Raw genomic sequence first — 21013 nt, forward strand, 5'->3', positions numbered from 1 at the left:
CCGGCGCCGCACGGACCGCGCGGCGCCGGGCGGCGGCCGGGACGGGACGGCCGACCGACCGTGAGGCGCGCGCGGAGCGCCTCGCGTGGTACCGCTCCGGCGGGCCGGGCGAGGGGCCTCGGCGATGAGCGGGATCGGCCCCGTCGAGCCGGAGGAGGGCACCCACGCCCTGGACACCCGCGCCGCGCCCCGCCCTCAACGTGAGGGCTACGCACGGACGTTCGAGCGGCATCGCAGGGCCGTGACCGCCGGGCTCCTCGCCGGCGCCGTACTCACCGGCAGCGGCTACCTCTACGTCACCCGGCCCCGCCCCGAGCCGCCGTACCCGAGTCAGGTGACCGCGGTCGCCTACCTGAAAGCGCAGGCCACGGACCTCGACACCCCTGCGCGCGGCTTCACTTTCGATGTGGAGATGACCACGGAATCCGGCCCTCCGGTCACCGTCACCCGGATTTCCCAGCCGTACGCGGGGCTGTCCGTGACCTCCAGCCCGCGCGCCCCTTTCCGGACAGAAGCGGGCTCCCCCCGCAAGATCAAGATCACCGTACAGGTGACGGAATGCGGAAAAGTGCCACGGAATGCCGGACTCCCTTTCCTGGATGTAACTCTGCGTAATACGCGCGCAATGCAGGACCACAGCTTCATCCTCGGATCCCGGTACGCACAGGACCTCTCCCGGGCCTTGCGGGTAGCCTGCGGCAACGATACGCGGTAATGAGCAAAAACGCCGAGACGCCTGAACCAACCCCTCCGGGTCCTGCGGTTTCTCACCATCCGGACAGGGCAAAACGGCGAGAATTCTGCTCTTCCCCCCACCGAGTACCGCTCTGCAATACGTCGTGTCATAACAAGAGCGTCACAGCCTTGGCCAGAGTCTCCTCCGCATTCCCCACCCGCGCTTAGAGTCACGGCCAGTCACCGCGCCGCCTGATTCTCACTCGGCCCAGCGCTCGACTCGGCCGTTTCCACCGGGAGGCGGCTGTCAGGGGAAAGGACTGGATCGTGCGTCAACGTTCGCTCATAGCCATCACCGCCGCCCTGGCGGCGGGTGCACTCACCCTCACCGCCTGCGGCTCACGCGACGACGACGGCGGCGGCTCGGACTCCGGCAACGGTGGCACCACCGTGGTCATCGGCGTCGATGCGCCACTGACCGGCGACCTGTCCGCGCTGGGTCTCGGTATCAAGAACTCCGTGGACCTGGCGGCCAAGACCGCCAACAAGGACAAGTACGTCGAGGGCATCACCTTCGAGGTCGAAGCCCTCGACGACCAGGGCCAGGCCTCCGTCGGCCAGCAGAACGCCACCAAACTCGTCGCCAACGACGACGTCCTCGGTGTCGTCGGCCCGCTGAACTCCTCCGTCGGCGAGGCCATGCAGAAGGTCTTCGACACCGCCAAGCTGGTCGAGGTCTCCCCGGCCAACACCAACCCCGCCCTCACCCAGGGCGTGAAGTGGCAGACCGAGAAGGCCCGGCCGTACAAGTCCTACTTCCGCACCGCGACCACGGACGCCATCCAGGGCCCGTTCGCCGCCCAGTACGTCTTCAACGACGCCAAGAAGAAGAAGGTCTTCGTCATCGACGACAAGAAGACCTACGGCGCCGGCCTGGCCGCCACCTTCACCGACGAGTTCAAGAAGCTCGGCGGCCAGGTGGTCGGGACCGAACACATCAACCCCGACAGCAAGGACTTCAACGCTGTCGCCACCAAGGTCAAGAACTCCGGCGCCGACGCCGTCTACTACGGCGGCGAATACCCGCAGGCCGGCCCGCTCAGCAAGCAGATCAAGGAAGCCGGCGCCAACATCCCCCTCGTCGGCGGCGACGGCATCTACAGCGCCGACTTCATCAAGCTCGCCGGCACCGCGGGCACCGGCGACCTCGCCACCTCCGTCGGCGCACCCGTCGAGGAGCTCCCCTCCGCCAAGGAGTTCGTCGCCAACTACAAGGCCGGCGGCTACAAGGAGGACTACGAGGCCTACGGCGGTTACTCCTACGACTCCGCGTGGGCGATCATCGAGGCCGTCAAGAAGGTCGTCGAGGACAACGACGGCAAGCTCCCCGACGACGCCCGCTCCAAGGTCGTCGACGCCATGCAGAACGTCTCGTTCGACGGAGTGACCGGCAAGGTCGCCTTCGACGAGTTCGGTGACGCCACCAACAAGCAGCTCACCGTGTACTCCGTCAAGGACGGCGACTGGACGACGGTGAAGTCGGGCACCTTCACCGGCTGACCGCCACCCGCACCACTCCCACGAGCCGCGCGGGGCGCTGTTCCACTGGCGCCCCGCGCGGACCGGTTTCCGACCCCATCCGTCGAACTCATCCGAACGTCATCGGAGGACATGCGGTGAACGAACTGCCGCAGCAGCTGGTCAACGGCCTGCTACTGGGATCCATGTACGGGCTGATCGCCATCGGCTACACGATGGTCTACGGCATTGTCCAGCTCATCAACTTCGCGCACGGCGAGATCTTCATGGTCGGAGCTTTCGGCGCGCTCACGGTACACATGTACCTTCTGCCCGACGGCACCTCCATCTGGGTATCCCTCCCTCTGATGCTGCTCGGCGCCATGATCGTCTCCGTCCTGGTCGCCATCGGAGCGGAACGGTTCGCCTACCGCCCCCTGCGCGGAGCCCCCCGGCTCGCCCCGCTCATCACCGCCATCGGGCTCTCCCTCGCGCTCCAGCAGGCCATCTGGGCCTTCTACCCCAACGCCAAGTCCAAGCTCGCCTTCCCCCAGATCGAGGGCGGCCCCTTCACCATCGCCGGCGCGACCGTCCAGACCGGCGACATCTTCCTGCTCATCGCCGCCCCGGTCGGCATGGCCTTCCTCGCCTACTTCGTGATGCGCACCCGCACCGGACGCGGCATGCAGGCCACCGCCCAGGACCCGGACACCGCCAAGCTCATGGGCGTCAACACCGACCGCATCATCGTGGTCGCCTTCGCCCTCGGCGCCGTCTTCGCCGCGATCGGAGGCGTCGCCAGCGGCCTCAAGTACGGCCAGATCGACTTCAAAATGGGCTTCATCCTCGGCCTCAAAGCCTTCACCGCCGCGGTCCTCGGCGGCATCGGCAACATCTACGGCGCCATGATCGGCGGCGTGGTCCTCGGCGTCGCCGAAACCCTGGCAACCGCCTACATCTCCGACATCCCGGGCCTGGGCCAGTTCGGCAGCCAGTCCTGGGCCGACGTCTGGGCCTTCATTCTCCTCATCCTCGTGCTCCTGTTCCGGCCACAGGGCCTGCTCGGCGAGCGCGTTGCGGACAGGGCGTGACACCGATGACGACACAGACCACCACTTCGACCACCAAGGCCACCCCGGCCGCGAAGACCCCCACCGGCCTCATCGGTCTCCCCCCGCACATCGGCCGCGCCCTCGCCACCGGCGGCAGCGCCCTCGCCGTCGCCTCCACCTTCCTCGCGTGGACCTGGACCGCCGAATTCCCCGGCGACCTCACGTACTACGGCTACCCCGGCGGACTACAGGTCCTCGTCCTCGTGGGCGCCCTGCTCACCACGCTCTTCGCGCTCGCCTCCCACGGCGTCAAGGGACTCCGCCGGCTCACCCCGGGCGGCGCCGACGCGGCCCTCAAATACGCCGCGCTGGGCACCTTCGCCACCGCCTGGTACACGATCCTCGCCATCAGCACCAAGCTCGGCGGCGTGGTCAACCTCGAACCCGGCGGGTACGTCGCGGCCGCCGCCACACTGGCAGCCCTCCTCGGCGCCCTCGCCCTCCCCTTCGAGCGCCCCGAGCCCGACCCCATCGACCCGGACGACAACGCCTGGGAACACTTCAAACACGACACCAGCCACCTCTGGGCCACCCTGCGAGCGGCCTTCGCCGCCGGCAGCCCCCGCCCCGTACGCGCCCTGCCGTCCTACGCCGAAATCCTGATCATCGTCGGCATCCTGGCAGTCGCCCTGCTCGTCTTCACCTACGGCATCGGCACCGAGTACGACGAACTCTTCGTCGGCTTCCTGATCACCGCCGGCTTCGGATTCACCGCCCTGCACCGCTCAGGTCTGATCAGCCACGCCTCCCAGATCACCGCACGCCACACCAACATCACCGTATGCGGCGCCTTCATCGCAGCCGCCTGCTTCCCCTTCACCCAGACCGACGACCAGTACGCCACCCTCGGCGTCTACATCCTCATCTTCGCAACCGTCGCCCTCGGCCTGAACATCGTCGTCGGACTCGCCGGCCTCCTCGACCTCGGCTACGTCGCCTTCCTCGGCGTCGGCGCCTACGCGGCCGCACTCGTCTCCGGCTCCCCGAGCTCACCGTTCGGCGTCCACTTCCCCTTCTGGGCCGCCGTCCTCGTCGGAGCCGCCGCCTCACTCGTCTTCGGCGTACTCATCGGCGCACCCACCCTCCGGCTGCGCGGCGACTACCTCGCCATCGTGACCCTGGGCTTCGGCGAGATCTTCCGGATCGCGGTCAACAACACCGACGGCACCTCCGGACCCGACCTCACCAACGGCTCCAACGGCATCGCATCCATCCCGGACCTGAACATCCTCGGCTTCGACCTCGGCGTGCAGCACGACATCGGCGGCTTCACCATCGGCCGGTTCGCCAACTACTTCTTCCTGATGCTGCTCATCACCGCCGTCGTCGTACTCGTCTTCCGGCGCAGCGGAGACTCCCGCATCGGCCGCGCCTGGGTCGCCATCCGCGAGGACGAGACAGCGGCCGAAGCCATGGGCATCCACGGCTTCCGGGTCAAGCTCATCGCCTTCGCGGTCGGCGCCACCCTCGCCGGCCTCGCCGGAACCGTGCAGGCACACGTCACCTACACCGTGACACCCGAGCAGTACCTGTTCGCCGGCACCACCCCGCCCAACTCCGCCTTCCTGCTCGCCGCCGTCGTCCTCGGCGGCATGGGCACCATCGCCGGACCCCTCATCGGAGCGGCGCTGCTCTTCCTCATCCCCAACAAGCTCCAGTTCCTGGGCGACTTCCAGCTCCTCGCCTTCGGTCTCGCACTGGTCCTGCTGATGCGCTTCCGGCCCGAAGGCCTCATCCCCAACCGGCGCCGCCAACTGGAGTTCCACGAAGAGGCCGACGCGCCCACAGTCCTGAGCAAGACAGGGGCCTGACCACCATGACCACCGACACCACCACCAAGGACACCGCCCCGGGCGCACCCGCCCCCGGCACCCCCGTCCTCGACGCACGCGGCGTCACCATGCGCTTCGGCGGCCTCACCGCCGTCCGCGACGTCGACCTCACCGTCAACAGCGGCGAGATCGTCGGACTCATCGGCCCGAACGGCGCCGGCAAGACCACGTTCTTCAACTGCCTCACGGGCCTCTACATCCCCACCGAGGGCGAGGTCCGCTACAAGGACAAGGTCCTGCCCCCCAAGTCCTTCAAGGTCACCGCCGCCGGCATCGCCCGCACGTTCCAGAACATCCGGCTCTTCGCCAACATGACGGTGCTCGAGAACGTCCTCGTCGGCCGCCACACCCGGACCAAGGAGGGCTTCTGGTCAGCCGTCCTGCGCGGACCCGGCTTCCACCGGGCCGAGGCGGCCTCCCGCGCGCGCTCCATGGAACTGCTGGAGTTCGTCGGCCTCGCCGCCAAGGCCGACCACCTGGCCCGCAACCTCCCCTACGGCGAGCAGCGCAAGCTGGAGATCGCCCGCGCCCTCGCCAGCGAGCCCGGTCTGCTGCTCCTCGACGAGCCCACCGCCGGTATGAACCCCCAGGAGACCCGGGCGGCCGAGGAGCTCATCTTCGCCATCCGCGACCAGGGCATCGCCGTCCTCGTGATCGAGCACGACATGCGGTTCATCTTCAACCTGTGCGACCGCGTCGCCGTCCTCGTCCAGGGCGAGAAGCTCGTCGAGGGCGACCCGGCCGCCGTGCAGGGCGACGAGCGCGTCATCGCCGCCTACATCGGCCAGCCCATGGAGAACGACCCCGGCGCCGCCGAAGCCGCCGAGGTGGAAGCCGCCGAAGCCGCCGCCGCCGCGGGGGCCGACGACGCGGGGGCAGAGGCAGGGGCGGAATCAGAGGCGGAGGCCGAGGCCGTCACGGACGCCACGGACGCCGCGCCCGGCAAGGAGAACGACCGATGACCGCACTCCTCGAGGTCGAGGACCTCAAAGTCGCCTACGGCAAGATCCAGGCCGTCAAGGGCATCTCGTTCAGCGTCGGCGCCGGCGAGGTGGTCACCCTCATCGGCACCAACGGCGCCGGCAAGACCACCACCCTGCGCACCCTGTCCGGGCTCCTCAGGCCCGTCGGCGGCCAGATCAGGTTCGAGGGCAAGTCACTCAAGAAGATCCCCGCCCACAAGATCGTCTCCCTCGGGCTCGCCCACTCCCCCGAGGGCCGGCACATCTTCCCCCGCATGACGATCGAGGACAACCTCCGCCTCGGGGCCTTCCTGCGCAGCGACCGGGCGGGCATCGAGAAGGACATCCAGCGCGCCTACGACCTCTTCCCCATCCTCGGAGAACGCCGCAAACAGGCCGCCGGCACCCTCTCCGGCGGTGAGCAGCAGATGCTCGCCATGGGCAGGGCCCTGATGTCGCAGCCGAAGCTGCTGATGCTCGACGAACCCTCGATGGGCCTCTCGCCGATCATGATGCAGAAGATCATGACGACCATCGCCGAGCTGAAGGCACAGGGCACCACCATCCTGCTCGTCGAGCAGAACGCCCAGGCAGCCCTCTCCCTGGCGGACCACGGCCACGTCATGGAGGTGGGCAACATCGTCCTCTCCGGCACCGGTGAGAGCCTCCTGCACGACGACTCCGTGCGCAAGGCCTACCTCGGCGAGGACTGAGGCAGGCGGCGCAGGCACACGCAGAGGCCCGCTCCCTTCGAGGGGAGCGGGCCTCTGCCGTACCCTGACGTCTCGCTAGCCCTTGGCCGCCTTCTTCTCCTCGGCGTCGTCGATGACCGCCTGCGCCACCTGCTGCATCGACATCCGCCGGTCCATCGACGTCTTCTGGATCCACCGGAACGCCGCCGGCTCCGTCAGCCCGTACTGTGTCTGCAGCACCGACTTCGCCCGGTCCACCAGCTTGCGCGTCTCCAGCCGCAGACTCAGGTCCGCGACCTCACGCTCCAGCTCCTTCAGCTCCGTGAATCGCGACACCGCCATCTCGATGGCCGGCACCACGTCGCTCTTGCTGAACGGCTTCACCAGATAGGCCATGGCCCCCGCGTCCCGCGCCCGCTCCACCAGGTCGCGCTGCGAGAAGGCGGTCAGCATCAGCACCGGGGCGATGCTCTCCTCGGCGATCTTCTCCGCCGCGGAGATGCCGTCAAGCTTCGGCATCTTCACATCGAGGATCACCAGATCGGGCCGGTGCTCACGCGCCAGCTCGATGGCCCGCTCACCGTCGCCGGCCTCACCGACGACGGTGTACCCCTCCTCCTCCAGCATCTCTTTGAGATCGAGCCGGATCAGGGCCTCGTCCTCGGCGATGACCACGCGTGTGGTCATCGGAGGCACGTGCGACTTGTCGTCGTCGGGCACGTCTACAGGCTGGGGCGGCTCGGGGGCGCTCACGTGGGCTCCTTGGTGCGGGGCAGACCGGTACTGCTGACAAGAGCGTACCCAGCTGCGGTAAAGTAGTGGGCACGGAGTCGGGGTAAACCTTCGATTCCACGGGCCCCGGTAGTCCAATTGGCAGCAGACGATGGTCTCAAACACCATACAGTGTGGGTTCGAGTCCCACCCGGGGCACATTTCTTCGATTGCAAGGTCGACACGAAAGCGGATGTCCACGTTCCCGTGAACATCCGCTTTTTGCTGCGCCCAGCCACGCTGAACGACTCACAGTGGTGGGTATGTACGACATGGGTACACGCAAGCGAGCACTGACACTGGTGGCACAGAGGCGCAGCCTGAACTCCGTCAGCAAGGAGATGGGGATCTCCAGATACGCCATCCGCTCCTGGCAGACGTGCATCGAGCCGGTCAAGCACGGAGGCATGCCCTGCCCGCGCTGTCAGGACACCCCACCGCCCCCGAGGAACCTGCGGCCTACGCCTACCTCCTCGGCCTTTACCTCGGCGATGGCTGCATCAGCGCCCATCGCCGAGGCGTGTACTTCATGCGCATCACCCTGGACAACGCATGGCCGGGCATCATCGACGAGTGCGAGACGGCACTGCGCGCCGCTCGCCCGGACAACAGCGTCTTCCGCGTTCAGAGGCAGGGCTGCGTATCAGTCACCAGCAGCAGCAAGCACTGGCCCTGCCTCTTCCCCCAGCACGGCCCAGGCATGAAACACACCCGCAAGATCGCCCTCGAACCATGGCAGCAGGCTATCGCCGACAACCACCCCTGGGCCCTCATCCGCGGGCTCATCCATTCAGACGGCTGCCGCATCACCAACTGGACGACCCGCATCGTCGCCGGCGAGCGCAAGCGCTACGAGTACCCCCGGTACTTCTTCACCAACACCTCGGCCGACATCATCCGACTCTTCACGGACGCCCTCGATCGCGTCGATGTCGAGTGGAAGCCGCTCAACCAGAGCCGCGCCGCGGTCACGATCTCCGTCGCCCGCAAGGCCTCCGTAGCCCTGATGGACCTCCACGTGGGCCCCAAGTACTGACCGCTCCGGGGCCCGCACCGGCCCCCTACTTCGGGCTGTCGTCCTCGCCGATGTGGTGGACGCGGAGCAGGTTGGTGGAGCCGGAGACGCCCGGCGGGGAGCCGGCCGTGATGACGACCGTGTCGCCCTTGTCGCAGCGGGCGTACCTCAGCAGCAGGTCGTCGACCTGGTCGACCATCGCGTCGGTGGAGTTCACACGGGGGCCGAGGAAGGTCTCCACGCCCCAGCTGAGACTGAGCTGTGAGCGGGTCGCCGGGTCGGGGGTGAAGGCGAGGACGGGGATCGGGGAGCGGTAGCGGGAGAGCCGGCGGGCGGTGTCGCCGGACTGGCTGAAGGCGACCAGGAATCGGGCGCCGAGGAAGTCACCCGTCTCGGCCGCCGCGCGGGCGACCGCGCCGCCCTGGGTGCGGGGCTTGTTGCGTTCGGTGAGGGGCGGGAGTCCCTTGGCGAGGATGTCCTCCTCGGCCGCCTCCACGATGCGCGCCATGGTGCGGACGGTGTCGATGGCGTGTTTGCCGACGCTGGTCTCGCCGGAGAGCATCACGGCGTCGGTGCCGTCGATGACGGCGTTGGCGACGTCGGAGGCTTCGGCGCGGGTGGGGCGGGCGTTGTCGATCATCGAGTCGAGCATCTGGGTGGCGACGATGACCGGTTTGGCGTTGCGCCGGGCGAGTTCGACGGCACGCTTCTGGACGATGGGTACCTGTTCGAGGGGCATCTCGACGCCGAGGTCGCCGCGGGCGACCATGATGCCGTCGAAGGCGGCGACGATGTCGTCGATGTTGTCGACGGCCTGGGGTTTCTCGACCTTGGCGATGACGGGGAGGCGGCGGTCCTCGTCGTCCATGATGCGGTGGACGTCCTTGATGTCGCGCCCGCTGCGGACGAAGGAGAGGGCGATGACGTCGAAGCCGGTGCGCAGTGCCCAGCGGAGGTCGTCCTCGTCCTTCTTGGAGAGCGCGGGCACGGAGACGGCGACGCCGGGGAGGTTGAGGCCCTTGTGGTCGGAGACCATGCCGCCCTCGACGACGGTGGTGCGGACGCGGGGGCCGTCGACGGCGGTGACCTCGAGGGTGACCTTGCCGTCGTCGACGAGGATCCTCTCGCCGGTGGTGACGTCGGCGGCGAGGCCGGCGTAGGTGGTGCCGCAGCCGTGGCGATCGCCTTGGGCGCCGTCCTCGACGGTGATGGTAAAGGTGTCGCCGCGTTCGAGGAGTGCGGGTCCTTCGGTGAAGCGGCCGAGTCGGATTTTCGGGCCTTGAAGATCGGCGAGGAGGCCGACGCTGCGGCCGGTCTCGTCGGCGGCTTTTCGTACCCGGTGGTAGCGCTCCTCGTGCTCGGCGTGTTCGCCGTGGCTGAGGTTGAATCGGGCCACGTCCATTCCGGCGTCGACCAGGGCTTTGATCTGGTCGTAGGAGTCGGTGGCGGGGCCCAGTGTGCAGACGATTTTCGCTCGGCGCATGGTTCGAGCCTATGGCTTACCGGCGGGTAGCGATCTGGTGGCGCGTGGCGACTCAACGACCCGTGGGTGAAAGGTTGTTGACAGGGGTTGAATTGTGCGCGGGGGTGCTCCGATGAGCATGTCCGGGCCTGGGTGCGGGCGTTTCATCGGATCGCAGCGGACCCGGATCGCGGAGTGGGCGACGGGGAGGGGTGTGCTGGATCCGGCGGACTTCGCGTCGGTGGACTGGAAGCTGACGCGGGACGGTACACCGGTGTTCTGAGGCGTCGTCCGTCGTGGCGGGTGACTTCAGGTCCCGTCCGCCGGAGAGGTGAGCCGTGCGGCCTGCCGGGCGGGCGGGACCTGCCGTGTCCGGGGGTGGAGGCCGAAGGTGGTGAAGGCGGTGCGGGCGGGGAGCGCGTAGACCGTCCGGCCGGTGAGGTGGTTGAGGATCGTGGCGCTGCGCCAGGCGGCGAGTCCCAGGTCCGGGGCGCCGACGCCGTGGGTGTGCAGTTCGGCGTTCTGGACGTAGACACCGCCGGTGAGGGAGCGGTCGAGGACGAGGCGGAAGTGCGCGTCGATACGGGGACGGCCGGCGCGGTCGCGGCGCAGGTGGGGTTCGAGCGGGCCGAGGAGCGTGTCCAGGGAGCGTGGCCGGTGGCCGGTGGCGAGGACGACGGCGTCGGTGGTGAGGCGGGTACGGGTCTGCTGGTGGACGTGTTCGAGGTGGAGTTCGATTCTCGCGCCGGCGGTGCGGTGGGCGGCCCGGACGTGGACGGCGGGGGTGAGGACGGTGTCGGGCCAGCCGCCGTGGAGGGTGCGCCGGTAGAGCTCGTCGTGGATGGCGGCGAGGGTGGCCGTGTCGACGCCCTTGTGGAGCTGCCACTGGGCGGGGACGAGCCGGTCGCGGACGGGTTCGGGGAGGGCGTGGAAGTAGCGGGTGTGGTCGGGGGTGAAGTGTTCGAGGCCGAGTTTGGAGTACTCCATGGGGGCGAAGGCCCCGGTGCGGCCGATCCAGTGCAGCCGTTCTCGGCCCTGTGGCCGGTGGCGCAGCAGGTCGAGGTACACCTCGGCGCCGGACTGTCCGGTGCCGACGACGGTGATGTGGTCCGCGGCCAGGAGGGTGTCGCGGTGGGTGAGGTAGTCCTCGGTGTGGACGACGGGGAGGCCGGGGGTGCCGGTGAGGGGGCGCAGCGGTTCGGGCGTCCAGGGTTCGCTGCCGATGCCGAGCACGATGTTGCGGGCGTGGACGCGGCCGGTGGCGGCGGTGTGGCCGTCGGCGGCGGTGCGGGTGAACTCGGCTTCGAAGAGGGCGCTGCGGGCGTTCCAGCGGACGGTGTCGACCCGGTGGCCGAAGCGGAGCGCGGGCAGGTGGCCGGCGACCCAGCGGCAGTAGGCGTCGTACTCGGTGCGGCGGATGTGGAAGTGCTCGGCGAAGTAGAAGGGGTAGAGGCGGTCGCGGGCTCTGAGGTGGTTGAGGAAGGTCCAGGGGCTGGTCGGGTCGGCCAGGGTGACGAGGTCGGCGAGGAAGGACACCTGGACGGTGGCGTCGTCGAGGAGCAGGCCGGGGTGCCAGGTGAAGTCGGGGCACCGGTCGTAGAAGGCGGTGCGCAGGCCGGGGAGGGGGTGGGCGAGGGCGGCGAGGGAGAGGTTGAAGGGGCCGATGCCGATGCCGAGCAGGTCGTACGGGGTGGTGGGCGTCATCGGGGTCCTTCCGCGTGGGCCCGGCGGACGAGGGTGAGCAGGCCCGCCAGGTCGTCGGGGCGGGTGGCGGGGTTGAGGAGGGTGGCCTTCAGCCAGAGCCGGCCGTCGGCGCGGGCGCGGCCGAGGACGGCGCGGCCGGTGGCGAGGAGGCGCCGGCGCACTTCCGCGACCTCGGGACCGGTGGCGTCCACGGGCCGGAAGAGGACGGTGCTGATGACGGGCCGGTCGTGCAGGTCGAAGCAGGGGTCGGCGTGGACGAGGCGGGCGAACTCCTCTGCCTGGGCGCAGACCTGGTCGACCAGGGCGCCGAGTCCGGTGCGGCCGAGGGTCTTGAGGGTGACGGCGATTTTGAGGACGTCGGCGCGCCGGGTGGTGCGCAGGGAGCGGCCGAGCAGGTCGGGGAGTCCGGCGTCGGTGTCGTCGTCGGCGTTGAGATAGTCGGCGTGGTGGTGCAGGGCGCTGAGGTCCTGGGGGTCGCGGACGGTGAGAAGGCCGGCGGGAACGGGCTGCCAGCCGAGTTTGTGCAGGTCGAGTGCGATGGTGTCGGCGGCGTCGAGTCCGGCGAGTTTGGGCCGGTGGCGGTCGCTGAAGAGGAGGGGCCCTCCGTAGGCGGCGTCGATGTGCAGCCGGGCACCGTGGGCGGCGCAGCGGGCGGCGATCTCGGGCAGCGGGTCGATGAGGCCGGTGTCGGTGGTGCCGGCGGTGGCGGCGACCAGGTGGGGTCCCGGCAGGCGGGTGAGGGTGTGGTCGAGGGCGGTGGGGTCGAGGGTGCCGGTGGGGGCCGGGATCTCGACGGGGTCGGGCAGGCCGAGGAGCCAGGCGGCGCGGGGCAGTGAGTGGTGGGCGCCGGCGGCGTGGACCAGCCGTACGGCGGGGCCGTGCGTTTCCCTGGCGAGGAGGAGGGCGAGCTGGTTGGCCTCGGTGCCGCCGGTGGTGACGAGGCTGTCGGTGTGGCCGGCCTCGGCGGCGAGGGCGCGGGTCAGGAGGGCTTCCAGGGTGGAGGCGGCCGGGGCCTGGTCCCAGGAGTCGAGGGAGGGGTTGAGGACGCTCGCGGCGAGGTCAGCGGCGACCGCGACGGCGAGCGGCGGGCAGTGCAGGTGGGCGGCGCACCAGGGGTGTGCGGGGTCGGCGGCGCCTTCGGCGAGGGCGCGGACGAGGGTGTGCAGGGCGTCGGGGTCGCCCCGGTCGGGCAGGACGTCGCCGAGCGCGTCCCGGACTGCCGCGGTGACCGCTTGCGGTCCCCCGGGCGGCAGCGGTCCTCCGCGCGTCCGGGCGCCTCTGCTCAGGGCGTCGAGGACGGTGTCGAGCAACGGCCTCAGACGGTCGGGGCCCTGAGGGCCCGAGGCGAGGGGCGGGGGCGTGCTCATGGGCGTCCTCCGGGGCGGCGCGCGGGAGGATGCCAGCTTGTACGGGGATGGGGTGCCACGCCCGGAAAGGCAGGTAATCAAACCCTAACGAGGGTATGCCCTGTTTGACGAGGTGCGGATCGGGCCGGAGGGCGTCGACGGCCGCACACGGGCGCTGCGTGCGGGCGAGCGGGACCAGGACGCGGGAACGCCGGCACCCGGCGGCGCCGCCCGTGGGGGTGCCCGCGGGAGCACCCGCGCACAGGTCACAGGCGCCCCCGCACGGCGTGTGGTGCCAGGGCCTGTCCGGCGGATCAGGTCGGAGAAGGCCGGCAGCGTTCCGCGTCCCAGGAGTCGACGCGGAGCGGTCGGGGACCGGCGACCACGCCGCAGGGGGTCGGGCCGGATCCCAGGTCCGCGGCGTGATCGGCGGGACAAAGCCTACTCCTGCTGTACGCGCAGCGCGCGTGCCAGGTCGTCGAGTTGGTCGGCGAGCTTGCGGCGCAGGGCGGGCGTGGGGTCGGCCTTGCGCAGGCACTTCTGGCCGAGCTTGAGGTTCTCGGCGTCGACGGCGTACGCCGGGAAGGCCCAGCGTCCGACGGCCTCGGCGATGGCGGGTCCCCGGCGGTCGGCGAGGGCGACGGCGTCCTTGTAGTAGCGGGCCACGTAGGGGCGTACCAGGTCGGCCTGTTCGGGCTGCCAGAAGCCCCGGGCGGTGGCGGTGAACAGGTAGTTCGACAGGTCGGCGCGGTCGTCGGAGCCGAACATGGCGTCCCAGGCGCGGGCCTTGGCGTCCTCGTCGGGCAGGGCGGCGCGGCAGCGGGCGGCGCCCTCCCGGCCGGTGGCGCTGGGGTCGCGTTCCAGTTCGGCGGCGATGGCGGCCTCGTCCACGGCGCCGAGCACGGCGAGACGGGCGAGGACCCGCCAGCGCAGTTCGGGGTCGAGTTCGGGGCCGCCGGGGACGGTGCCGTCGGCGAGCCAGGCGGCGATGGTGTCGGGCTGGGCGGCGGTGTCGATGCGGTGGCGTACGGCGATGAGGCGCAGGCCGGGGTGGTCGCCGTCCTCGGTGCGGCGGATGAGGTCGCGGCACAGTGCGGTGAGGGTGGCGAGCGCGGCGGGTCGCCGGCCGGGGCCGGTGTAGCGGTCGGCGACGTGGGCGCAGGCGAAGGCGAGGACCCCCTGGACGAGGGCGAGGTCGGTCTCCTCCGGCAGGTGGGCGGCGGCGGTGGCCAGGTAGTCGGCGGGGGCGAGCTCTCCGTCGCGGACCATGTCGCGCAGCGTGTTCCACACGACGGCCCGGGTGAGGGCGTCGGGGATGCCCGACAGCCCGCGCAGGACGGTCTCCAGGGAGGTGTCGTCCAGGCGGATCTTGGCGTAGGTGAGGTCCAGGTCGTTGGGGACGACGAGGGCGGGGCGGGTGCCGGTGCGCGGTTCGGGGGCCGTGTCCTGGGGGATGTCGGCCTCGTGGCGTTCCCTCAGCAGGAGACTGCGGCCCTCGTGGAGGTCACGGTCGTACACGCCGACGGTGACGCGGTGCGGGCGGTCGCCCTCGCGGTCGAGGGCGAGGGTCCACTGGCCGGGGCGGGCGTCGACGGTGGCGGTGAGGGTGTCGACGCCGGTGGTGCGCAGCCAGGCGTCGGCCCAGGCGTGGACGTCGCGTTCGGTGGCGGCGGCGAGGGAGTCGATGAAGTCGGCGAGGGTGGCGTTGGCGAACCGGTGCCGCTGGAAGTGGATGTTGATGCCGGCGAGGAAGTCCTTCTCACCGAGCCATGCGACGAGCTGGCGCAGCGCGGAGGCGCCCTTGGCGTAGGAGATGCCGTCGAAGTTGAGCAGCGCGGAGGCGGTGTCCGAGACGTCCCCGGGGGCCACGGGGTGGGTGGAGGGCCGCTGGTCGGCGTCGTAGCCCCAGGCTTTGCGGGAGACGCCGAAGTCGGTCCAGGTGTCGGTGCCCCTCCATCGGGGGGGCTGCCCCCCGGACCCTCCGGGGGCGACTTCGTTGAGGGTCTGGTAGCCCATGTACTCGGCGAAGGACTCGTTCAGCCAGATGTCGTCCCACCACCTCAGGGTGACGAGGTCGCCGAACCACATGTGGGCCATCTCGTGGGCGATGACCATGGCGCGGGTCTGGCGTTCGGTGTCGGTGACGGCGGAGCGGTAGACGAACTCGTCGCGGAAGGTGACCAGTCCGGGGTTCTCCATGGCGCCCGCGTTGAACTCGGGGACGAAGGCCTGGTCGTAGGAGTCGAAGGGGTAGGGCTCCTCGAACTTCTCGTGGTAGCGGTCGAAGCAGGCGCGGGTGATGTCGAGGAGTTCCTCGGCGTCGGCGTCGAGGTACGGGGCGAGTGAGCGGCGGCAGTGGATGCCGAAGGGCAGTCCGCGGTGCTCGGTGCGTACGGAGTGCCAGGGCCCGGCGGCGACGGCGACGAGGTAGGTGGGGATCAGCGGGGTGGGCGCGGCCCGCCACACTCCGCCGCCGGTGTGCTCGGTCACGCCGTTGGCGAGGACGCTCCAGCCGTCGGGGGCGGTGACGGCGAGGTCGAAGACGGCCTTGAGGTCGGGCTGGTCGAAGGCGGCGAAGACCCGCTGGACGTCGTCGAGGAACAACTGGGTGTAGACGTAGGTCTCGCCGTCGGTGGGGTCGGTGAAGCGGTGCATGCCCTCGCCCGTGCGGGAGTAGCGCATGCTCGCCTCGACGCGCAGTTCGTGGTCGCCGGCGGTGAGGTTCTTCAGGGGCAGTCTGTTGCCGTCGAGGGTGGCGGGGTCCAGGGGCTGTCCGTCGAGGGTGACGGAGCGCAGCTCGGCGGGCTTGATCTCGAGGAAGGTGTCCGCGTCCGCGCGGGCGCCGAACCTGATCAGGGTGCGCGAGTCGAACGTCTCCTCACCGGTGGTCAGATCGAGTTCGACCGTGTAACGGTGGACGTCGAGGAGTTCTGCTCGGTTCTGCGCTTCGTCGCGCGTCAGTACGGACATGCGGGCCATGCTGCCTGATGCCGTTGCCGTGGCACAGAGGCGGATCGGGTACGTGGCCTATGTCCGGTCTCGTTCGAGCTCCCCGGTCTGCGCCCCCGCGGGCTGTCCGGGCGCCATGTGCGCGTGCGGGTGGGGCAGGGCGGGATGCGCGGGGGCGGAGGTGCGTTCGGCGAGCCGGGCGCGCAGGGTGCGGATCTCGGCCTCCAGGCCGAGCCGGCGCTGGTGGGCGTCGTAGAGGTGGCGGATCTTGGTGCGCAGGGCCCAGGGGTCGACGGGTTTGGTGACGAGGTCGGCGACGCCGAGGCCGTACGCGGCGGCCCCGAGCTGCCGGTCGCGGGCGAAGCCGGTGAGCAGGACGACGGGTATGTGCCGGGTCTGTTCCAGGCGCCGCATGTAGCGCACGACGTCGAGACCGCCGGTGCCGGGCATGTGGACGTCGAGGAGCAGCAGTCCGACGTTTCCGCGCAGGAGCTGTTTGAGGGCCTCGTCGCCGCTGGTGGCCCGGCCCAGCAGGTGACCCAGCGGGGCCAGGGCGCTCTCCAGGGCGTACAGGGTGTCCTCGTGGTCGTCGACGATGAGGATCCGGGCGTGGGTCGGCATGGCGCACACATCCCTCCTCGGAAGGGACCGGAGACTGTCCGGACGCTGACGCTCGGTGCTCGTCAGCCGACAAGGAGTGCACAGCGCAGCATGCCCCGCGCGGGCCGTCCTGTCACTCCCCGGCGGCGGAGGTCGTGGCCCGGTTCGCCGAGAGCGTGGCGCCGGCGGTGTCGTCGGCGATGCTCTCGTGGTGGCGGATCACCTCGGCGATGATGAAGGTGAGGAACTTCTCCGCGAAGGCCGGGTCGAGTTTGGCGTTCTCGGCGAGGGCGCGCAGCCGGGCGATCTGGCGGGCCTCGCGGCCGGGGTCGGCGGGCGGCAGCCGGTGCTCGGCCTTGAGGCGGCCGACCTGCTGGGTGCACTTGAAGCGTTCGGCGAGCATGTGGACGACGGCGGCGTCGATGTTGTCGATGCTGTCGCGCAGCCGGCCGAGTTCCTCGCGGACCGCGGGGTCGGCGTCACCGGTCGTGGTGTTGCTGGTGGTCATGGGGCGTCAGCCTACGGTGCGGGCGGCCGGCGGGGCGGCGGTGTCCGGGGCGCGGGCCGGGGCGGGACCGTACAGTGGAACCGGGTTCAGGCGCGCGGGGGTGCGACATGGCGGACGGCGGACCGGTGGAGCACGGTTTTCCGCATCTGGAGACGGTGCGGGAGGCCGTCACGGCGCTGTACCGGCGGTTGTCGTACGACACGGTCCGGACGTTCTCGGTGAGTGTGGCGCCCGCCGATGTGGCGTTCTGTGACACGGACGACCTGCATCTGGGGGCGCAGCGGGTGGCCCACGAGATGGTGCGGCACTACCGGCTGCCGGACGCGCGGCTGATCGTCGGCTTCCGTGCGATGACCCATGCGGCGAACGTGGAACTGACGGCGGGGCCGGAGTACTTCGTCGAGCTGAACGACCGGTTCCGGACCCATCGGCGGGACATCGGGGCGGCGCTGGCGCACGAGGTGGCGCATGTGTATCTGCACCGGCTGGGGCTGTCGTTCCCGGGGACCCGGGACAACGAGATCCTCACCGACACGGCGGCGACGTATCTGGGGGCGGGGTGGCTGCTGCTGGACGCGTTCCGCCAGGACGGGGCGTCCTCGCAGAAGCTGGGGTACCTCACACCGGAGGAGTTCGGGTACGTGCTGGCGAAGCGGTCACTGATGTTCGGGGAGGACCCGTCGGTGTGGTTCACCAGCGCGCAGGCGTACACCGCGTACGGCAGGGGGATGGCGCTGGCGCGGCGGGACGGGGAGCAGCCGCCGCTGCGCTCCGCGGGGTGGGTGGGGAGGCAGCGGTATGCGCGGGATCGGCGGCATGCCCGGGACCACCGCCCCGTCGCCGGTGAGGCGAAGGTGCCGTACCGCTTCGCGGCGGGCAGCGAGGGACTGCTGGTGTCGTTTCCGTGTCCTGCCTGTCATCAGTGGATTCGGGTGCCGGTGAAGGGGCGCGTGCGGGTGCGGTGCGGGTTGTGCCGGACGGTGTCGGAGTGTGACACGTGAGGGTTCACCGGTGGTCCGCCGAGTGCGGGTGCGTCGTGGCTGGTCGCGCCCGCGCGGCGGAGCCGCACATCGATGCAGCCCCGCCCTCCGGGAGGCTATGGCTCACGCACGATCCCCTGTGAGCGGGCCTCGGCCAGCCATTCGGGGAACTCGCCCACCAACTGGTCGTACAGCTCGGCGTCCGTGACTTCGCCCGGGTTCGCGCCGGCGTGGAAGAAGCCCGCGTTGTCCACGACGCGTTTCGCCGGGACGGCCAGGTCGTCGAGCCGGCGGAGGTAGTCGAACTGTCTGCTGTGCGGGTCGCCGAAGCCGATGAACTGCCAGAAGAGCGGGAGGCGGGCGGCCTTGCACAGGTACTTCTCCGCGGCGAGCTTGTTGACGGGGCCGCCGTCGGTCTGGAAGACGACGAGGGCCGGGTCGGTGGAGCCGCTGTCCAGGTAGTGGTCGATGACCGCGTCCATGGCCAGGTGGTAGCTGGTCCTGCCCATGTGGCCGAGGCCGGACACGATCCGCTCGATGCGGCCCCGGTGGCCGCCGAGGGCGATGTCGGTGACGGCGTCGACGTCGGTGGAGAAGAAGACGACCGGGACCGTGCCGTCGTCGTCGAGGTGGGCCGCGAGACCCAGCACCCGGTCGGCGAGGGCCTGCACGCTGCCGTCCCTGTAGTACGGCTTCATCGAGCCGGAGTAGTCGACCACCAGGTAGACGGCGGCGCGCAGACCGTCCAGCCCGTGCTCGGCGAGTGACACCCCGGCGGTCTTGTAGAGGCTGACCAGCGCGGGCGCGGTCTCCTCGACCTTCGTCAGGCTGATCGCGGCCATACGGCTCCCCCTCGGTCACGGAACTGGGCCCGAGAGTACGGCACGCCCACCCCGCCCCTCACCGTGTCCACCCGGGTTCGCTATTTTGTTCGCCGCCGTCCCCACCGGCTCTTTTTCCGTCCGCGTCCCCGAGGAGCCGGCCCGTGGATTCCGAGTCCGCCGTCACCACCTGCTACCGCCACCCGAAGGTGGAGTGCCACGTCCGCTGCATGCGGTGCGAGCGGTACATCTGCCCGGACTGCATGCGGGATGCGGCCGTGGGCCACCAGTGCCCCGAGTGCGTGAAGGAGGGCGCGCGGTCGATGCGGCAGGCCCGCACCCTGGTGGGCGGCCGGGTGTCGGCGGTACCGGTGGTGACGTACGTACTGATCGCCGTCAACCTCCTGGTGTATCTGGCGGAGTTGCTGCGGCCGGAGGTCGTGGACCGGTTCGCGATGGTGGGCGCGGGGCTGCTCGGGCCGGACGGGGAGCACTATGTGTGGCTCCACCCGTACCCGGGGGGCTTCACCCCGGAGGGGGTGGTGGACGGGGAGTGGTACCGGCTGCTGACCGGCGCGTTCCTTCATCTGCCGCCCGCCGAGGGCACGTTCGGGATCCTGCACATCGTGATGAACATGGCGGTGCTGTGGAATCTGGGCCGGCTGGTCGAGCCGATGCTCGGCCGGGTCCACTACCTCGCGCTGTACCTGCTGTCGGCCCTGGGCGGGTCGGTGCTGGTGCTGCTGATCTCGCCCGGGGACGCCGTGGTCGGCGCGTCCGGTGCGATCTTCGGTGTCGGGGCCGCGTACTACGTGGTGGCGCGGCGCGTGGGCGCCCCCATGGCACAGGTCAACCGGTTCATGGCCGGGCTGCTGCTGTGGCTGGTGGTCTCCGCGGTGGTCACCTCCTGGGAGGGGCACCTCGGCGGGCTGCTGGCGGGCGGTGCGGTGGCGGCGGTCTTCGCGTACGTGCCCCGGGGCGACCGCCGGGTGCTTCTCCAGGCGGCGGCCTGTACTGTCCTGCTGGCGTTGTTGCTGGTGGCGGCCGCGGTGAAGGTGTCCGGGCTGACGAGCGGAGGTGCCGCGCTGTGAAACCCGCAGGTGTGCTCCTGTCCGCCGTCCCCCTGGTCGCCGCGGCGGTGTACTTCATGTTGCCGTCCGACTCCCCCGGCACCCCGGCACCACAGCCCGCGGCCACCGCGCAGACGGCGCTGGAGGAGGCCAAGGACCGGGCCGAGCAGGAACTGGCGGCCGACGACGCGGTCGTCGCCGCCCGGCCGCCGGGGCTGGCCGCCCCGGAGAAGAAGGATCTGGCCCAGCGGCTGGTGGCGAGCGCCGAGCACGCGACGACCGACTGGCGCTCCACCTACGGCTCGATCGGGGACGCGGACGACGGCTGCGGGTACACGGCGGGCATCGTCGGCTTCTGCACCGGTACCCACGATCTGCTCGCGCTGGTCGAGACCTACACCGAAGACCACCCGGACAACGGGCTGGCGCCCTATCTGCCGGCGCTGCGCGACGTCGACGGCACGGACTCGCACGAGGGACTGGACCCCGGCTTCCCGGCCGCCTGGACGGCGGAGGCGAAGACGGACGCGTTCCGCGCGGCGCAGGAGGCGGAGCGCGACCGCCGGTACTTCGGACCGGCGGTACGCCTGGCGAAGCTGGACGGCCTCGGCACCCTCGGCCAGTTCGTCTACTACGACGCGATGGTCCTCCACGGGCCCGGCACCGGGGCGGGCGGCTTCTACGACGTCCGCGCACGGGCCCTCGACCGGGCCCGGACGCCCGCGGCGGGCGGTGGCGAGGAAACGTATCTCGGCGCCTTCCTGGACGTCCGCCGCGCCACCATGCTGGACCGGTACCCGGACCACGACACCTCCCGCGTCGACACCGCCCAGCGCCGCTTCCTCGACAAGGGCGACCTGGACCTCGGCACCCCGCTGGAGTGGGAGATGTACGGGGTGGCCTACAGGGTGGCGTGAGCCCCGACGTGTGAAGGCGCCTGCCCTGATGTCCGGTCGGGGACGGCGGGCAGGCGCCTTCTCGGGGGGTCTGGGGGGT

At 70.6% G+C, this 21013-nt stretch carries 17 protein-coding genes, 1 tRNA gene and 1 pseudogene; 11 read left to right on the forward strand and 8 right to left on the reverse strand.

Annotation, left to right across the window (positions count from 1 at the left end; all coding sequences use genetic code 11):
* The first annotated feature begins 124 nt into the window (after positions 1 to 124).
* The 6 genes from HTV45_RS01705 to HTV45_RS01730 all read left to right on the forward strand — a co-directional run bounded on the left by HTV45_RS01705 (position 125) and on the right by HTV45_RS01730 (position 6812).
* The gene (locus HTV45_RS01705; RefSeq protein ID WP_215203771.1) at positions 125 to 715 is read left to right on the forward strand and encodes a Tat pathway signal sequence domain protein; all 591 of its coding nucleotides are present in this window, start codon (positions 125 to 127) and stop codon (positions 713 to 715) included.
* Positions 716 to 1002: 287 nt separating this feature from the next.
* The gene (locus tag HTV45_RS01710) at positions 1003 to 2235 is read left to right on the forward strand and encodes a branched-chain amino acid ABC transporter substrate-binding protein (RefSeq protein WP_215203772.1); all 1233 of its coding nucleotides are present in this window, start codon (positions 1003 to 1005) and stop codon (positions 2233 to 2235) included.
* Between the two features lie 116 nt (positions 2236 to 2351).
* Positions 2352 to 3284 carry a branched-chain amino acid ABC transporter permease gene (locus HTV45_RS01715; protein ID WP_215203773.1) on the forward strand — a complete coding sequence of 311 codons (933 nt, stop codon included), beginning with the start codon at positions 2352 to 2354 and terminating at the stop codon, positions 3282 to 3284.
* 5 nt (positions 3285 to 3289) lie between these two features.
* Complete coding sequence (locus HTV45_RS01720) at positions 3290 to 5116, forward strand: branched-chain amino acid ABC transporter permease (protein WP_215203774.1); 1827 nt, start codon at positions 3290 to 3292, stop codon at positions 5114 to 5116.
* A 5-nt stretch (positions 5117 to 5121) separates the two neighbouring features.
* Entirely contained in the window at positions 5122 to 6099 is a 978-nt protein-coding gene (locus tag HTV45_RS01725) for an ABC transporter ATP-binding protein (protein WP_215203775.1), read from the forward strand.
* Positions 6096 to 6812 carry an ABC transporter ATP-binding protein gene (locus tag HTV45_RS01730; RefSeq protein WP_215203776.1) on the forward strand — a complete coding sequence of 239 codons (717 nt, stop codon included), beginning with the start codon at positions 6096 to 6098 and terminating at the stop codon, positions 6810 to 6812. Before HTV45_RS01725 ends, HTV45_RS01730 begins: the two co-directional genes overlap by 4 nt.
* A 75-nt stretch (positions 6813 to 6887) precedes the next feature.
* Here the strand turns inward: HTV45_RS01730 and HTV45_RS01735 are convergent, their stop codons facing one another.
* Positions 6888 to 7544 carry an ANTAR domain-containing response regulator gene (locus HTV45_RS01735; protein ID WP_215203777.1) on the reverse strand — a complete coding sequence of 219 codons (657 nt, stop codon included), beginning with the start codon at positions 7542 to 7544 and terminating at the stop codon, positions 6888 to 6890.
* Positions 7545 to 7646: 102 nt separating this feature from the next.
* Between HTV45_RS01735 and HTV45_RS01740 the strand changes: the two genes are divergently transcribed.
* Together HTV45_RS01740 and HTV45_RS01745 are read left to right on the forward strand one after the other, a co-directional pair.
* Positions 7647 to 7721, forward strand: a tRNA-Leu gene (locus HTV45_RS01740).
* A gap of 104 nt (positions 7722 to 7825) precedes the next feature.
* Positions 7826 to 8598, forward strand: a pseudogene (locus tag HTV45_RS01745) (transcriptional regulator).
* Between the two features lie 25 nt (positions 8599 to 8623).
* On the opposite strand, the gene pyk reads toward HTV45_RS01745, so the two are convergent.
* The 6 genes from pyk to HTV45_RS01775 all read right to left on the reverse strand — a co-directional run bounded on the left by pyk (position 8624) and on the right by HTV45_RS01775 (position 17146).
* Complete coding sequence (pyk, locus tag HTV45_RS01750; RefSeq protein WP_215203778.1) at positions 8624 to 10060, reverse strand: pyruvate kinase; 1437 nt, start codon at positions 10058 to 10060, stop codon at positions 8624 to 8626.
* 288 nt (positions 10061 to 10348) lie between these two features.
* Positions 10349 to 11743: a lysine N(6)-hydroxylase/L-ornithine N(5)-oxygenase family protein gene (locus tag HTV45_RS01755; protein ID WP_215203779.1), complete on the reverse strand. Its 1395-nt coding sequence runs from the start codon at positions 11741 to 11743 to the stop codon at positions 10349 to 10351.
* On the reverse strand, positions 11740 to 13110 hold the full coding sequence (locus HTV45_RS01760; protein ID WP_215203780.1) for an aminotransferase class V-fold PLP-dependent enzyme: 1371 nt from the start codon (positions 13108 to 13110) through the stop codon (positions 11740 to 11742). Before HTV45_RS01760 ends, HTV45_RS01755 begins: the two co-directional genes overlap by 4 nt.
* A gap of 420 nt (positions 13111 to 13530) precedes the next feature.
* A complete protein-coding gene (gene pepN, locus HTV45_RS01765; protein ID WP_215203781.1) occupies positions 13531 to 16068 on the reverse strand; it encodes an aminopeptidase N in 2538 nt (845 codons plus the stop codon).
* 48 nt (positions 16069 to 16116) lie between these two features.
* Complete coding sequence (locus HTV45_RS01770) at positions 16117 to 16659, reverse strand: two-component system response regulator (RefSeq protein WP_215203782.1); 543 nt, start codon at positions 16657 to 16659, stop codon at positions 16117 to 16119.
* A 112-nt stretch (positions 16660 to 16771) separates the two neighbouring features.
* Positions 16772 to 17146 carry a chorismate mutase gene (locus tag HTV45_RS01775; protein ID WP_215203783.1) on the reverse strand — a complete coding sequence of 125 codons (375 nt, stop codon included), beginning with the start codon at positions 17144 to 17146 and terminating at the stop codon, positions 16772 to 16774.
* A 107-nt stretch (positions 17147 to 17253) separates the two neighbouring features.
* Between HTV45_RS01775 and HTV45_RS01780 the strand changes: the two genes are divergently transcribed.
* The gene (locus tag HTV45_RS01780) at positions 17254 to 18147 is read left to right on the forward strand and encodes a hypothetical protein (RefSeq protein WP_215203784.1); all 894 of its coding nucleotides are present in this window, start codon (positions 17254 to 17256) and stop codon (positions 18145 to 18147) included.
* A 95-nt stretch (positions 18148 to 18242) separates the two neighbouring features.
* Here HTV45_RS01780 and HTV45_RS01785 read toward each other — a convergent pair whose 3' ends face one another.
* Positions 18243 to 18968 carry a VWA domain-containing protein gene (locus tag HTV45_RS01785; RefSeq protein WP_215203785.1) on the reverse strand — a complete coding sequence of 242 codons (726 nt, stop codon included), beginning with the start codon at positions 18966 to 18968 and terminating at the stop codon, positions 18243 to 18245.
* Positions 18969 to 19111: 143 nt separating this feature from the next.
* Between HTV45_RS01785 and HTV45_RS01790 the strand changes: the two genes are divergently transcribed.
* Both HTV45_RS01790 and HTV45_RS01795 read left to right on the forward strand, forming a co-directional pair.
* Positions 19112 to 20038, forward strand: a complete 927-nt coding sequence (locus HTV45_RS01790; RefSeq protein WP_215203786.1) for a rhomboid family intramembrane serine protease — start codon at positions 19112 to 19114, stop codon at positions 20036 to 20038.
* A complete protein-coding gene (locus HTV45_RS01795) occupies positions 20035 to 20934 on the forward strand; it encodes a chitosanase (RefSeq protein ID WP_308309004.1) in 900 nt (299 codons plus the stop codon). Before HTV45_RS01790 ends, HTV45_RS01795 begins: the two co-directional genes overlap by 4 nt.
* Positions 20935 to 21013: the final 79 nt, after the last annotated feature.

Origin of the sequence: Streptomyces sp. CHD11 (genome assembly GCF_018638295.1) — a bacterium.
Lineage (GTDB): Bacteria > Actinomycetota > Actinomycetes > Streptomycetales > Streptomycetaceae > Streptomyces.